This window comes from Nakamurella alba (assembly GCF_009707545.1).
Classification (GTDB): Bacteria; Actinomycetota; Actinomycetes; order Mycobacteriales; family Nakamurellaceae; genus Nakamurella; species Nakamurella alba.
The window spans coordinates 175,926-190,000 of record NZ_WLYK01000011.1 but is presented as its reverse complement, the minus strand read 5'-3'; the positions used below and the strand labels follow the sequence as shown (position 1 = coordinate 190,000).

At 70.5% G+C, this 14,075-nt stretch carries 9 protein-coding genes, 1 tRNA gene and 2 pseudogenes; 5 read left to right on the top strand and 7 right to left on the bottom strand.

What is annotated here, in order from left to right:
- Nucleotides 1-132: 132 nt before the first annotated feature.
- Nucleotides 133-1,008, top strand: a pseudogene (locus GIS00_RS22775) (DMT family transporter); the annotation flags it as partial.
- Here the strand turns inward: GIS00_RS22775 and GIS00_RS29440 are convergent.
- The gene (locus tag GIS00_RS29440; protein ID WP_154770869.1) at nt 994-1,347 is read right to left on the bottom strand and encodes a CGNR zinc finger domain-containing protein; all 354 of its coding nucleotides are present in this window, start codon (nt 1,345-1,347) and stop codon (nt 994-996) included. The pseudogene GIS00_RS22775 and the gene GIS00_RS29440 sit on opposite strands and share 15 nt — an antisense overlap.
- A gap of 530 nt (nt 1,348-1,877) precedes the next feature.
- Here GIS00_RS29440 and GIS00_RS22765 point away from each other — a divergent pair.
- From GIS00_RS22765 to GIS00_RS29430, 3 genes and pseudogenes are all read left to right on the top strand, one after another.
- Nucleotides 1,878-4,910 carry a hypothetical protein gene (locus GIS00_RS22765; protein WP_154770747.1) on the top strand — a complete coding sequence of 1,011 codons (3,033 nt, stop codon included), beginning with the start codon at nt 1,878-1,880 and terminating at the stop codon, nt 4,908-4,910.
- A gap of 131 nt (nt 4,911-5,041) precedes the next feature.
- Nucleotides 5,042-5,419 (top strand): annotated as a pseudogene (locus GIS00_RS29435) (ATP-binding cassette domain-containing protein); the annotation flags it as partial.
- A gap of 285 nt (nt 5,420-5,704) precedes the next feature.
- Nucleotides 5,705-6,505: an ABC transporter ATP-binding protein gene (locus GIS00_RS29430; protein ID WP_407666915.1), complete on the top strand. Its 801-nt coding sequence runs from the start codon at nt 5,705-5,707 to the stop codon at nt 6,503-6,505.
- A gap of 196 nt (nt 6,506-6,701) precedes the next feature.
- Here the strand turns inward: GIS00_RS29430 and GIS00_RS22755 are convergent, their stop codons facing one another.
- The 6 genes from GIS00_RS22755 to GIS00_RS22730 form a co-directional block, all read right to left on the bottom strand.
- Entirely contained in the window at nt 6,702-7,463 is a 762-nt protein-coding gene (locus tag GIS00_RS22755; protein ID WP_154770745.1) for an ABC transporter ATP-binding protein, read from the bottom strand.
- Complete coding sequence (locus GIS00_RS22750; RefSeq protein ID WP_154770744.1) at nt 7,460-8,293, bottom strand: ABC transporter ATP-binding protein; 834 nt, start codon at nt 8,291-8,293, stop codon at nt 7,460-7,462. Before GIS00_RS22750 ends, GIS00_RS22755 begins: the two co-directional genes overlap by 4 nt.
- Nucleotides 8,290-9,648: a branched-chain amino acid ABC transporter permease gene (locus GIS00_RS22745; protein ID WP_230314007.1), complete on the bottom strand. Its 1,359-nt coding sequence runs from the start codon at nt 9,646-9,648 to the stop codon at nt 8,290-8,292. Before GIS00_RS22745 ends, GIS00_RS22750 begins: the two co-directional genes overlap by 4 nt.
- 5 nt (nt 9,649-9,653) lie before the next feature.
- The gene (locus tag GIS00_RS22740; protein ID WP_154770743.1) at nt 9,654-10,700 is read right to left on the bottom strand and encodes a branched-chain amino acid ABC transporter permease; all 1,047 of its coding nucleotides are present in this window, start codon (nt 10,698-10,700) and stop codon (nt 9,654-9,656) included.
- 148 nt (nt 10,701-10,848) lie between these two features.
- A complete protein-coding gene (locus GIS00_RS22735; RefSeq protein ID WP_154770742.1) occupies nt 10,849-12,156 on the bottom strand; it encodes a branched-chain amino acid ABC transporter substrate-binding protein in 1,308 nt (435 codons plus the stop codon).
- A gap of 863 nt (nt 12,157-13,019) precedes the next feature.
- Complete coding sequence (locus GIS00_RS22730; RefSeq protein ID WP_154770741.1) at nt 13,020-13,607, bottom strand: ANTAR domain-containing response regulator; 588 nt, start codon at nt 13,605-13,607, stop codon at nt 13,020-13,022.
- Nucleotides 13,608-13,917: 310 nt separating this feature from the next.
- Here GIS00_RS22730 and GIS00_RS22725 point away from each other — a divergent pair.
- Nucleotides 13,918-13,994, top strand: a tRNA-Leu gene (locus GIS00_RS22725).
- The last annotated feature ends 81 nt before the right edge of the window (nt 13,995-14,075 follow it).

Below are 14,075 nucleotides of genomic sequence, written 5' to 3'. Positions count from 1 at the left end.
GTTCGCCGGCGGCCCCAGCATCCTGCCGCCCCCGCGCTCCTGACCGGAGCGCACAGGCGCCTGCGTTGCTGACGCCTGCGCCGTGAGTCCGGTGCCGTCCCGACCCGCACTCACCCCCCTCGAGGACCTGTCATGTCCCCCACCCCGGCCCCGGCGCGCGCCGGGCTCCTCTTCGTCACCCTCGCCGCTGTGCTCTGGGGCACCACCGGCGTCGTCGTCCAGGTGGTCCACCGCGACACCGGCCTGGGCGCCCTGTCCATCGGTTTCTGGCGGCTGGTGGTCTCCGCCCTGGCCCTGCTGCTCGTCTCGCTCCCCCGCCTGGGACGGCTGGTCGAGGCCGCCCGGCGGCATCCGGTCGGCCTGTTGCTGGCCGGCGCCGGGCTGGCGGTCTACCAGGCGCTCTACTTCCTGTCCGTGGTGTGGTCCGGGGTCTCGGTCGCCACCATGGTCTCGCTGGGCACCGCCCCGGTGCTCACCACACTCTGGGAGGCGTTGCGCCACCGGCGTTCTCCCGGCCGCCGGCAGCAGCTGGTGCTGGTGCTCGCGCTGGCCGGTCTGCTGCTGATCGGACTGGATCACGGGGAGACCGCCGGGACCAGTCCGGGCTGGGGTCTGGTGGCGGCGCTCGGCTCGGGCACCGTCTACGCCGCCACCGCAGTACTGTCCGAGCGGCTGGCCTCCGGGGATCCCGGGGTGCCGGCCGGCGTGCTGACCACTGCGATGTCGGTGGTCGGAGCGGTGGTGATCCTGCCGGCGGCGCTGGCCCAGGGCATCGTGCCGACCGCCGTCGACACCCGCTCCGTCCTCGGCGTCGTCTACATCGGGGTGGCCACCACCGCGATCGCCTATGCCCTCTTCAACGCCGGTCTGCGCACGGTGCCGAGCAGCGTGGCGTCGGTGCTGACCCTCTGGGAGCCGCTCACGGCGGGCGTGCTCGCGGTCGTGCTGCTCGCGGAGCCGCTCGGCCTGCTGACCGGGCTGGGCAGTGGCCTGCTACTGGTCGCCGTCGTCCTGCTCTACCTGCGGCCCCGCGGCCGGACCGACCAGCCCGAAGGGGTTCTCGCGGACGAGGCCACGCCGGTCGGAGCGCCGGCGGGACTTCGCCCGGTTACCGCAGACGGCCATGATGCACCAGCGCCGCCGACCGCCCTGGTGCAGGAACAGCCAGCCGCACCCCTCACCGGGGCACCGGCCGACCGCGGCCGGCCCGGGGTCGGCGAGGAATCTGTCGGCGAGCAGCGCGATCCGGTGCAGCGGCAGCCGTAGCGGGTCGCCGCCGCCGTCGAGGGCCCAACCGCCCTCGGCGGTCCGGACGTAGGCGGAGTCCCGCACCGCGGTGGTGACCATGCGGTGCAGGTGATCGGCGGCGGGGCCGGGCTCGGCGCCGGTCAGCACGGCGTAGACCGACTGCCGGAGGTCGACCAGGTCCCGGCGGGCGGCCACTGCGGCTCCCGGGGCCTTCCGGGCACGCGCCCGGAAGGTCTGTTCCTCGTCGACGGTCAGCACCCCGTTGACGCGCGCCCAGACGCCGATGGCGGCATCGTCGACGAGGTAGTCCTTCGCAGGGACCGGCAGCGGCCCGGTCTCCGGGGCGGGCCACCCGGCGGCGGTGTTGCAGAACTCGAGCACCGGCTCCTCGGCGACCCGTACCGGCAGCACGCTGCCGTCGATCAGCTCGCTGGCCATGGGGCACCTTCCTGCACCGGATCCGGCTCGGATCCGGTGCAGTCTATAGCCGACAACGGCGTCTGAGAAGGACAAGATCCGCTGCTCCACAACGGGTGACGCACGCCTTCGGGGTCGCTATGCTCCTAGCTCACCAGGTACAACACCACTTGCAGGTGATGTCCGGTGCAAAGCGGCGGGGAGGAGATCGGATGAGACTGGAGGCGGGGCTCGCCTGGTCCGGCCTCCGACACCGCCCCGGCAGCTGGCTGCTGCTGGCACTGGGCGTGGCCGTGGCCGCGGCGCTGCCGGTGATCGCCGCCGGCCTGCGCACCGAGGCCATGGTCGCGGCGGTCCGGACCTCGGTGGACGCCCTGCCGGCGCCGTCGCGGGCGGTGCTGGCGGTCACCTCCACCGATCTCCGCGACCAGGACCTGTCGACCACCGACCGGACGGTGCGCGGCGGATTCGCCGGCGCCGGACTGCTCGACGTCCGGCAGGCGCTGACCTTCCGCCAGCTCTCGGTGGGCGGCGCCGACTTCACCCTCGGCGCCGTCACCGGACTGGACAGCGCGGTCCGGCTCAACTCCGGCACCCTGCCGACCACCTGCACGCCGGACCGCTGCGAGGTGCTCGCGCTCGCCGCCCCGGACGGCAGCACGCCGGTCACCATCGCCGACTTCGCCGGTGCGGAAAAGGATCTCGGCCTGGTGGTGACCGGCACCGGCACCCTCACCGACGGCCGACCGGCCGGAACCCGGCTGATCTCCACCGACGTGCCACTCCTGCTCGGCACCGACCCGGCGGGGATCAGCGACCTGTCATCGCTCGATCTCTTCGGCCGCACCACCTCCTGGTTCGGCACCCTCGACGGCGCCGCCGTCGCCGCGATCGGGGCATCCGGATTCGACCGCATCCTGGCCGGCATCTCGCAGACCGTCGGCGCGGCCCAGGGCCCGCTGACGATCACCTGGCCGTCCGACACGGTGCTGGATGCGTCGGCCCGCGCTGCGGCGAGCGCCGACCGCTTCCGCATCCTGGGGGTGGCCGCCGGCGTGCTGCAGCTCGGCTTCTGCGTGGTCGTCGCCGCCGGGCTGCGCCGGCGCGGTCAGCTGGTCGGTCGGCTGCTCACCCGGCGAGGCGCGTCGTGGCGGCAGATCCTGCTCACCACGTCCCTCCAACCCCTGCCGGCGGTGCTGGTGGGCCTGCTGGTCGGTGCCGCCGCCGGGGCGTTGCTCACCGCCCTGCGCGGGCGCGGCATCGTCGCGGACCCGTCCGCCGCGGCACTCGACGCGGTCGACGCCACCTGGCCGACCCTGGTCTGGCTGGGTGTCGCGGCGATCGCCATCACCGTGGCCACCGTTCGCTGGCCGGACTCGGCCGTGCGCCCGACCAGACTGGTGCTCGACTGCGTCGCAGTGCTGGCCGTGGGGCTGACGGTGCTGGTGCTGACCGGTGGCGCGGCCGCCGACGGAACCCTGACGACCGGCGCCGTGGTGCTGCTCGCCTCGGCCACCGGCCTGGTCACCGCCCGGCTCTGGTCGCCGTTGCTGGCACTGGTGTCCCGGTTGAGCCGGGCGGGGACCGGACCGGTCCGCGAAGTGGCCGTCGTCGCGGCGCGGCGCCGCCCGCTGCTGCCGATGGTCACCGCCGGGTTCCTCGCCGCGGCCTGCTGTTCGCTGATGTTCGCCGGTGCCGACCGGGCAGGCCTGCAGCAGTCCGCCCGGGACCAGGCGGCCGCGCAGGTGCCGCTCGACGTACGGATCACGCCCAGCGCCGGGGTGAGCGTGCCGCTGGACGCGCTGGACACCACCGGCCTCGTCGCGGCGGCCCCAGGTGCGGTGATCCGGCCGGTGGTCAGCTCGTCGGTGACCGCCTTCGCCGGAACCACTCTCGCCTCGTCGGTCCCCCTGGTGGGGATCGATCCGGCCGTCCTGACGGAGATGCACGAGTTCGGCCCGGTCACCGGATCCGACGACGCCCCCGCGGAACTCGCGAGTCGGATCACCGCCACCGGCCTCACCCCCGGCACCCCGGTCCCGGCCGGATCCAGCACGCTGGTCCTGCAGGTCGCCGGGGCGAACGACGACATCACGGTGCGGGTGTGGGTGGCGACCACCGAGGGTCGGGAACGCGGGATCGCGCTGCAGCGCAACGGCGACCGGCTGAGCAGCGCACTCGACATCGCCGGCCCGCTCACCATCCGTGCCATCGAGATCTCCGAGTCCGACGCGCATCTCATGCACCGCCAGCACGGCGTCGGCGAGGGGGACAGCGATCGCGCCCTGGCCACCGGGGACCTCACCTTCACCACGGTGCGGGCCGGCGGTGCCGACCTCGGGTTGTCCTGGGCGGGCTGGGGTTCGGACGAGGCGGACGTCGAGGCCGGCGCCACCGGAATGCGGGTGCACTACCAGGTCGGCGACAACCGTGTGGTCCTCACGCCCGATTTCGTGCCCCGCACCGACCTGACCCCGATCCCTGTGCTCACCGACCCGGCGACCGCTGCCCGGGCCGGGGGTTCCGGCGAGTTCGGCGTCACCGTCAACGGTGTCGCGATCCCGGTCCGGATCGTCGGTGTGCTCCCCCGACTGCCCGCCCTGGGCACCACGTACCTCATCGCCGACCGCTCTGCCGCCACGGCGATCCTCGACCGGACCGCTCCCGGAACCGCTGCGGTCACGCAGGTCTGGATCGGCGCGCCGGCCGATGAGCTCGCCGCGGTGCAGGCCGCGATCGACACCTCCGGCGCGGCGGCGGCGACGGTGGCGTACCGCTCGGTGGTGCTCGGGGCGATCGAGCAGGACCCGGTCGCGGTCCGGTCACTGGACCTGCTGGTGCTGTCGGGTGTGATCGCACTGCTGCTGGCGCTCATCGCGGCCGCGGCGGCGGTGCGGGCCGACCTGGACGAGTCCGCCGCCGACCACCACGCCCTCGAGCTGGACGGGCTGACCGGCGGCCGACTGCGGTTGGTCCTGCTGACCCGGTCGACGATCACCCTGCTGCTGGGCATCCCGCTCGGGGTGCTCGGCGGCGTGGCGCTCACCGCGGTGGCGTTGCACCTGCTGGTCACCGGGGCCGCCGGCGGGCCGGTGGTGCCGCCACTGCGACTGGTGGTGCCGGCGCCGGTGGTGCTCGTGGTGGTGGGGTCGGCGCTCGTCGGCTGCGCGTTGACCGCCGGTGTTGCCGCCCTCACCGCCTTCCGCGGTCGGCTCCCCCGTGCTCCCGAGATGGACCTGCGATGAGCCCCGCCACGACCAGCCCCGACACCGACCGGATCCCGGCTGTCCGCAGCGCACCGATCGTCATGGTGCGGGACGCGTTCGTCGCCTTCGAAGGCGCGGGTGGGAACGTGATGGCGTTGCGCGGCGCCGACCTGACGGTGGACGCCGGCGAGCGATTGCTGGTGCAGGGGCCGAACGGATCCGGCAAGTCGACATTGTTGCGGGTGATCACCGGCGAGCAGGCCGTCGCCGCCGGCGATGTCGTGGTGTCCGGCACCGCCCTGCACCGCATGTCGACGGCGGCGCGCCGACGCTGGCGGGCGGCCTCCGTGGGCTTCATCGACCAGCACGCCCGGCGCAGCCTGCTCCCCGAGCGGACCGTGCCGGAGAACGTCGCCCTGCAGCTGCGGATCACCGGGCGGTCCGCGTCGACCGCGACAGCCGCTGCCGTCCAGACACTCTCGGAGCTCGGGCTGGAGCACCTGGCCGGTCGCCGGGTGGCCGATCTGTCCGGCGGCGAGGCTCAGCGGGTGGCGATCTGCGCCGCCGTCGCCCACCGGCCGAGCCTGCTGTTGGCGGACGAACCGACCGGCGAGCTCGACGAGGAGTCGGCGCACGAGGTGTACCGACTCCTCTCCGAGATCGCAGCCGGTGGCACCAGTCTGGTCCTGGTCAGCCACGACCCCCGCGCCGATGCCTTCGCCGACCGCGGGGTGCGGGTGCGGGACGGCCGGATCGCGGAGCAGTGGATACCAGGCCGGGACGTGGTGGAACAGGTGCCGGACAGCCGCGGCTGGATCCGGATCCCGCCCGAGATGCTCTCCGGCGCGGTGGTACCCGGGATGGTGGCCGAGCCGGAGCCGGCCGGCGTGCGGTTGACCGTCACCGATCGCCCGGTGGTCGCACCCCCGCCGATCCCCGCAGTCGACGCACCGGTCGCCGATCCGACCGAGATCGCCCACCTGCCCGCCGATCTGCACGGCACGGTGCTGCTGTCCTACGACGCGGTGACCGCGGGCTTCGGCAGCAGGGTGCTGTTCGACGGTCTACGGCTCGACATCCGGTCCGGCGACTGGACCGTCGTCACCGGACCGTCCGGGTCCGGGAAGTCGACGATGCTGGCGATCGGGGCCGGCCTGCTGGACCCGGTGGCCGGTCGGGTGTCGACCGGCGGCGCGGACTGGTCGGGCATGGACCGGGCCGCGCGGGCGGAGCACCGGCGCCGCTGGGTCACGGTCGCGCCGCAGCGGGCCTCGCTGGTCGAGCCGTTGACCGTCCGGGAGAACCTGCAGCTGACCGCCACCGTGCGGAGCGCAGGTGCGGACGGGATCGAGAGGCAGGCGGACCGCCTGGCGCTGACCCCGCTGCTGGACCAGCCGGTGCACAAGCTGTCCGGCGGCGAGCGGCAACGGGTCTCGCTCGCCCGCTGCCTGGTGTCCGCCGCCCCGGTGCTGATCCTCGACGAGCCCACCTCCCAGCAGGACGAGGCGTCCGCGGACCGGGTGGTGCGGGTACTGCTCGCCGAGACCGCTGCCGGCCGCTGCGTCCTCGCCGCCTCCCACGACCCGCGCTTCGTCGAGCGCGCCCGCACCCGCATCGCCCTCGGCCGCCCCTGACCCCGGAGCCCCACCCCGCGCGAGGATCATCATCCGATGCGCGTACGAAAGTGGCGACTCCTGCACCATCAGTCCCAATCTCGCCAACTTCCTACGCGCAGGCGATGATGATCCTCGCGCCAGGCGGGGGGTGGGGAAAACGGCGGAGGGGCGCGGGCCGGCGAACCGGTCCGCGCCCCTCCGGGCAGAGCGTGGATCAGCCGCCAAGGTAGGCGGCGGCGACGGAGTCGTCGTTGAGCAACTGTGCTGCCGGGCCCTCCATGTTGAGGTGACCGGACTCGAGAACGTAGGCGTAGTCCGCGATCTCGAGGGCCGCGAGGGCGTTCTGCTCGACCAGCAGCACGGTGGTGCCCTGGTCCCGGATGGTCTGGATCGTCTCGAAGATGACGTCGACCAGCACCGGGGCCAGACCCATGGACGGCTCGTCCAGCAGGAGCAGGCTCGGGTTGCCGAGCAGCGCCCGGGCGACCGCGAGCATCTGCTGCTCGCCGCCGGACATGGTGCCGGCCTTCTGGTTGATCCGCTCCCGCAACCGCGGGAACAGTTCCAGCACCCGCTCCCGGTCCTGCGCGATCTGCTCGGTGTCGTTCCGGGTGAACGCGCCGAGGTCGAGGTTCTCCGACACCGTCATCCGCTGGAAGATCTTCCGACCCTCCGGCGACTGGCAGATGCCGAGCTTGACGACCTCGTGCCCCGGGATGCCGTTGATCTTGCGCCCCTTGAACACCACGTCACCGTGCTTGGGCTTGAGCAGGCCCGAGATGGTGCGCAGCGTCGTGGACTTCCCGGCACCGTTCGACCCGATCAGACAGACGATCTCACCGGTGTAGACGGTCATCGACAGGCCCTTGACCGCCGCGATGTTGCCGTAGCTGACCGACAGGTCGTCGAGCTGCAGCACGACATCCTTGCCGGCACCCCGGACCGGGGCGACGTTCTCGCTGGGTGCTGTTGTCATGCCAGCCGCTTCCCTTCCCGGGTGCCGGTCTTGCCGAGGTAGGCCTCGATGACCTGCTGGTTGTTGCGGATGTCGTCCGGCGTGCCCTCGGCGATCATCGTGCCGCGGTCCAGCACGGTGATCCGCTCGCTGATCTTCATGATCACCGACATGTCGTGCTCGATGAGCAGGACCGAGATCCCCTTCTCGTCACGCACCCGGTAGACGAAGTCGTTGAACTGCTGCGACTCCTGCGGGTTCATGCCGGCGGTCGGCTCGTCGAGCAGCAGCACCTTGGGTCGCAGCGCCATCGCCCGGGCGATCTCCAGCCGGCGCTGGTCGCCGTAGGACAGGTTGCGGGCCAGCTCGCCCTCGGACTTGCCGATGCCCACGTACTGCAGCAGTTCCCGTGCCGTGTCCCGCGCCTCGCGCTCCTCGCGCCGCTGCCCCGGGGTGCGCAGCACCGTGGAGATGATCCCGGACTTCAGGTGCGGGTGCATCGCCACCATCACGTTCTCCTCGGCCGTCATCAGGCCGAAGAGTCGGATGTTCTGGAACGTGCGGGCCAGACCCATGGCGGCCCGCTTGTGCGGCTTGACCATGGTGATGTCCTCGCCTTCGAGGAACACGGTGCCCTCGGTCGGCTCGTACAGGCCGGTGATCACGTTGAAGAACGTGGTCTTCCCGGCGCCGTTCGGGCCGATCAGCGAGATCACCGACCGTGGCGGAATGGTGAACGAGACGTCGTTCACCGCAACGAGTCCGCCGAACCGGATGGTGATGTGGTCGGCGTAGAGCACGTTGTCGACCGCAGCGTCCCCGGTCAGCGCCGGAGTGGCAGGGGCGCTCATGACTGGTCTCCCTTCCGCAGATCGGGGGTCTCCTCGGCCGGCACGCTGTCCTCGGCCAAAGTCGGACTGACCGCGACCGCGGACGCGGCGATCGCCGCCTCCTCCTCGGCGGAGGTGGCCTCCATGGCCTCGGTCTCCGCCTCGGCCTCGGTGATGTCCGCGCCGACGGACTCCATCTCCGTCCGGTTGGGCGTGCTCATCAACGCCTTGGTGCGTTTCTCGGGTATCAGTCCCTCACGTCTGAACAACATCATCAGCACCAGCAGAACGCCGAGGATGATGTAGTTGTAGCGCGGCAGCACACCCTCCAGCGAGGTGCCGAACCACTCGTCCAGCTGCACGCCGATCTGCTTGAGCCCGTTGCCGTTGAGCCAGGCCAGCAGGAACGCACCGATCGTGACGCCCCAGACGTTGCCCATGCCGCCGAGCACGACCATCAGCAGCACCAGCACCGACTTGCCGAAGTCGAAGCTGGCGGGTGCGACGTTGCCGGTGATCGCCGAGGCGTTCGCGACACCGCCGATACCACCGAAGAAGGCGCCGACCGCGTACGCGGACAGCTTGGCGCGCACCAGCGGCACACCCATCATCGAGGCGGCCAGTTCGTCCTCGCGGATGGCCAGCCAGGCCCGGCCGAGCCGGCCCTCGCGGATGCGCAGCGAGATGAACAGGCAGACCCCTACCAGCAGGCCGAGCACCAGGATCTTGTAGACGTTGTCGTTCGGATTGTTCAGCAGTGTCTTCGGCACACCGAGGTAGGTGAAGAAGCCGGTGCCGATCGGGTCGACGATGGAGATGCCACCGTCGCCGCCGGCCAGGTTGAAGCCGGCGATGTCGTTGCTGTTGCGGAAGAACTGGCTGATGACCTCGCCGAAGCCCAGGGTGACCAGGGCCAGGTAGTCGCCGCGCAGCCGGAGCGTGGGCGCACCGATGATGATGCCCAGGATCGCGCACAGCACGCCGGCGATGATGATCACGAACCAGAAGTTCACGTGCGTGCCAGGTGTCGTGATCGACGACATCAGCGAGAAGTTCCAGGTCCAGTTGAACGGCGCCGCCATCAGCCAGCCGGCGGTGTAGCCGCCGAGGGCCCAGAACGCCACGTAACCCAGGTCGAGCAGGCCGGCGTAGCCGACGACAACGTTGAGTCCCAGGGCCATGATGACCCACATCAGCGACTCGTTGAGGGTCGCGACCGGCAGCCAGGCCCGGACGTTCTCGCCGATGCTCGGGATCAGGGCCGGCAGCACCGAGTGGTAGATGATGAACAGGCCGATGATCACGACCACGAAGCCGACGGGCCAGCTGAACCGGCTGAGGTTGCGCGAAGGGCGGGAGAGGGTGGGAGTGGCCATGGGTCTCACACCTTCTCTGTGGTGCGCCGGCCGAAGATGCCCTCGGGTTTGAAGACCATGAAGATGATCAGGATGATGAAGATGACGGTCTGCGACCAGGCCTGGCCGAGCCCGAAGGACCCGCCCTCGTTGATCGCCTGGATGATGCCGATCATCAGCCCGCCGACGACGGCGCCGACCAGGTTGCCGATACCGCCCAGCACCGCCGCGGTGAAGGCGATCAGGCCGAGCTGCGTGCCGGTGTCGTAGAAGGTCTGCGACTGCACCAGGAAGAACAGCAGACCGGCCGCACCGGCGAGGGCGCCGCCCAGTGCGAAGGTGAACGAGATGGTGCCGTTCACGTTGATGCCCATCAGCCGGGCACCGTCCTGGTCCTGGGCGACGGCGCGCATCGCCTTGCCGCGCTTCGTGTATCCGACGATCCAGGTCATGATCAGCAGCAGCGGCACCGTGACGCCGAACACCAGCAGCAGCTGGTAGATGTACACGCCGCCGTACTGCGGACCGCCCCAGACGATCGGCCAGTTCTTCGGCGCGGAACCGTTGATGTAGTCCTGCTGGGCAATGCCGCGGAAGACGAAGCTCAGGCCGACCGCGGTCATCAGCGGGGCGAGCTTCGGCGCCGACCGGAGACGCCGGTACGCCAGGAACTCAGCGGAGACGTTGATGAAGGCACCGAACGCCATCGCCACGGCCAGGGTGATCAGCAGCGGCAGCAGGGTGGCGACACCGAGGTTGTTGACCCCGAAGATGTTCACCATCACGTTCGCCGAGACGATGGTGGCCAGCATGAACAGGTCGCCATGGGCGAAGTTGATGAGCTCGATGATGCCGTACACCATGGTGTAGCCGAGGGCGATGAGCGCGTACAGCGCACCGTTCTTCAGTCCGGTCAGACCGGAGGCCGCGAACCGCGAAGGATCGTCGATCAGGTTGGCGGCGACCCAGACGATGCCCAGGGCGAGCACCGCCAGCCCGAGTATGCGTTCGACCAAGGGGCCCACCCGGACCTTGGCCTTCCGGCTGGTCCCCCCGGCTGCGAGTGTGGTCATGTCTTCAAAGGCCCTTCTCCGGACGAACCTGCGCCACGCAGGCGGGACCGGCTGTTGTCGAACGTGGACCGGGCGGAAGCGCCGATGCCCGGGCCGGGAGTCGGTACTCCCGGCCCGGGCATCGGCGAACTTCTGATGTCAGGGACGACTACTCGATGGACTGGGCCTTGAAGAAGGTCTCCTTGCCGCCGGTCACCAGCTCGACGGTGATGTCCTTCGCGCTGGTGTCGCCCGTCGCCGGGTCGATCTTGATCTCCTTGCCGGTGACCGAGTCGGCCTCGGGGATGGTGATGCCCTCACCGGAGAACACGGCGTTGTTGACGCTCTCCCGGGTGCCGTCGGAGGCGGCGATGGCGGCCAGGATGACCTGCATCGCGGCGACGCCGTACAGCGGGTAGTTGCCGGTCGGGGCCTTCCCGAACTTGGCGGTGTAGGCCTCGATCAGCGCCTTGCCCGGGCCGTCCTGCTCGATCAGCTGGTCGGTGGTCAGGCCGGCGAAGGTGAGGTACATGCCCTCGGCCTCCGGCAGCGCCAGCAGGTCGTCGTAGCCGGTGAAGCCGTCGGGGCCGAGCAGCTTCACGGTCTTGTTGTCACCGAGGACGGCAACCTTGTCCTTGATCAGCTGGCCACCGTTGTTGTCGTAGATGCCACCCAGGTAGATGCAGTCGGCACCGGCGGACTTGGCCTCCTGGTACAGGGCGGTGTAGCTCGGCTGCTTGACGTCCCAGGCCTCCTCGCCGACGATCTCGATGCCCTGGGCCTTGGCGGCATCGGTGAAGGCCTTCGCGACACCCAGGCCGTAGGTCTGGTTGTCGTTGAGGATGAAGCACTTGGTGACCTTCAGGTCCTCCTTGGCGAAGGCTGCGGCGGCGGTGCCCTGGAAGTCGTCGGTGGTCACCACGCGGGCGTAGGTGCGCTTGCCGGACGGGAAGTACTTCTCCGGCTCGCCGGTCTCCCAGGCCTTGGTCAGGCCGGGGTTGGTGTTGGCGTGCGACACCATCAGCAGGTTGCCCTGGTTCAGGGTCGGGACCTCGATCTTCGCGCAGCCCGAGTTGAAGGTGCCCATGACGGCGACCTCGTTCTCGTTCGCGACGTGGTCGGCGGCGTTCTTCGCGCAGGCGGCCTCGTCCCAGGCGCCCTTGGCGGCGGTCGAGTCGTCGTAGGGCTTGAACTCGATGGAGTAGTCGCCGGCCTTGTAGCCCTGCTGCTCCAGGTAGAGCTTGATCAGCTCGTTGGTCGACTCGGACTGCGAGGCGGAGCTGCCCTGCAGCGGCAGATCGGACGAGACCACGACGGTCTTGCCGGTGCCGCCGCCGCCACCGGTGGCGCCACCACTGGTCGCCGCACCGCCGCCGGACGACGTGCCGCCGGAATCACTGCTGCTGGCACAGCCGGACAGCGCCAGCGCGAGGGCCGCACCAGCGGCCACCACGCGGGTGATCGAACGAGTTCGCAAAGCTCCTCCTCATCGGAATCCGGCCGCTGCCAGGCGCAGCGGCCGGGGTGTCACAGATGCTGGTGTTGCGTGCCCTACCCGGACGGTCGGTGTCCCGGGTTCTTCCCCGCATGCCGAGCGAACCCGCGCTTAGCACACGGGTGCCGCCGACCGTCGACCGGGGTACCGATCGACGGACTGGCGGAAGCTTGACGCACGTTTGTTTCCCCTTGGTTAACCCGTTCGAGCAATCCGAACGCGTTGCAACACAGTCGGGCTGGCGAATGAAGCCCAGGGTTTCGAGACCTGTCCGGCGGGTGGCGTGAGGCTAACCCCACGGACACCGCCCTGCACAGCAACAACCCAGCGGAAGTACCGAAATCGTGACAAAAATGCTTACGTGTTGCGGGACACGCAACGATCAGCGTGTCGGATCGGCGTTCGGCGACGGCTGTCGCACAGGTGGACCGGAGCCGAACGGCCGCTCCGGCACCCGGGCATCGGACGGCAGCGGCTGTCGTCCCCCGGAAGTTCTCCGGCTCGAATCGTTCCGAGCGAGGATTCCGGGCGCAACGCGGGTGTCGACGGGAAGATCGTCAGCGCATCCGGCACGGGGAGCTGTTGCGGATCTGCTCCGGCGGGCGCCGGGCGGCGCGGGTGAAGCCGGCACGACGGGAGGGATCTGTCGGCAGCAGAACAAGGCGGGTTCCGGGGACCGACCGACGCCCGAGAGGGTCGAGGCTACGCAGGAGAACGGAGGACAGCCGTCACCTGCAGGCAGGCAGTACGCGCGTGACCCACGGCGGCCCGCGTGACGAGGCGGACGGAGGGGACGTCGAACCGTCGTCCGGGGCGCCGGCGGGCGCCCCGGACGAGTGAACGACTCAGGAGGACTTCGCGCCCAGTCCGTCCAGGACCGCCTGGGCGACGACCTGCATCGAGGTGCGCCGGTCCATCGCGGTGCGCTGGATCCAGCGGAACGCCTCGGGCTCCGTCATCTTCTGATTCGTCATCAACAGGCCCTTGGCCCGGTCGATGAGCTTGCGGGTCTCCAGGCGCGCCGACACGTCGGCCACCTCTTCCCGCAACTGGACCATCTCGGCGTAGCGGGCGACCGCCAGCTCGATGGCCGGCAGCAGGTCCGCCTGGTTGAAGGGCTTCACCAGGTAGGCCATCGCTCCGGCATCCCTGGCCCGCTCGATCAGATCCCGCTGCGAGAACGCGGTCAGCATCACCACCGGGGCGATCTGGTCCGACACGATCTCCGCCGCAGCGTCGATGCCGTCCTTCTTGGGCATCTTGACGTCCATGATCACCAGGTCGGGCTTGAGCGAGCCGGCCATGGTGACCGCCTCCTCGCCGTCGGCCGCCTGACCGACGACCTCGAAACCCTCTTCGGTGAGCATCTCCGCCAGATCGAGTCTGATCAGCGCTTCGTCCTCGGCAATGAGCACGCGACGCGGTGCCGCCATCGGCTACCTCCCGGCAATGTCGACGCGGGACCGCTTCTCGGCCCCACGTGGCGGCAAGAGCCTACCCAGGCCATGTGTCCCCCGCATGACAGCTGATCGCTCTACGTGACCGACGCCGCAGGTGAGAGGTACGGCGTTGATCACACCCGGCTTGATCACAGTCAGCCGTGGGCGGAATCCGGGCCGTGGTGGCAGGCCCGATGCGGGGGCGGCAGGCCGCGATCGGAGGTCGTGCGCCGGCCGGTCCGCGGGGCGGGAAACGGCGTCGGCACATGCCATAGGATCGGTGCCGGTCCGCAGCGCGGACCCTGCCCCCGTATCCCAATTGGCAGAGGAAGCGGATTCAAAACCCGCGTAGTGTCAGTTCGAGTCTGACCGGGGGCACCACACAGGTTCTTGCGCCGGCGCTCCGATCCCCTGGATCCGCTGCCACCCGCCACGTCGCACGTGGCCCACCGCACCCGATCC

Bases quoted from the DNA above. Each gene is read 5' to 3' on its own strand.
- GIS00_RS29440 (WP_154770869.1), bottom strand. From the start codon at position 1,347: ATGGTCACCACCGCGGTGCGGGACTCCGCCTACGTCCGGACCGCCGAG.
- GIS00_RS22765 (WP_154770747.1), top strand. From the start codon at position 1,878: ATGAGACTGGAGGCGGGGCTCGCCTGGTCCGGCCTCCGACACCGCCCC.
- GIS00_RS29430 (WP_407666915.1), top strand. From the start codon at position 5,705: ATGCTCTCCGGCGCGGTGGTACCCGGGATGGTGGCCGAGCCGGAGCCG.
- GIS00_RS22755 (WP_154770745.1), bottom strand. From the start codon at position 7,463: ATGACAACAGCACCCAGCGAGAACGTCGCCCCGGTCCGGGGTGCCGGC.
- GIS00_RS22750 (WP_154770744.1), bottom strand. From the start codon at position 8,293: ATGAGCGCCCCTGCCACTCCGGCGCTGACCGGGGACGCTGCGGTCGAC.
- GIS00_RS22745 (WP_230314007.1), bottom strand. From the start codon at position 9,648: ATGGCCACTCCCACCCTCTCCCGCCCTTCGCGCAACCTCAGCCGGTTC.
- GIS00_RS22740 (WP_154770743.1), bottom strand. From the start codon at position 10,700: ATGACCACACTCGCAGCCGGGGGGACCAGCCGGAAGGCCAAGGTCCGG.
- GIS00_RS22730 (WP_154770741.1), bottom strand. From the start codon at position 13,607: ATGGCGGCACCGCGTCGCGTGCTCATTGCCGAGGACGAAGCGCTGATC.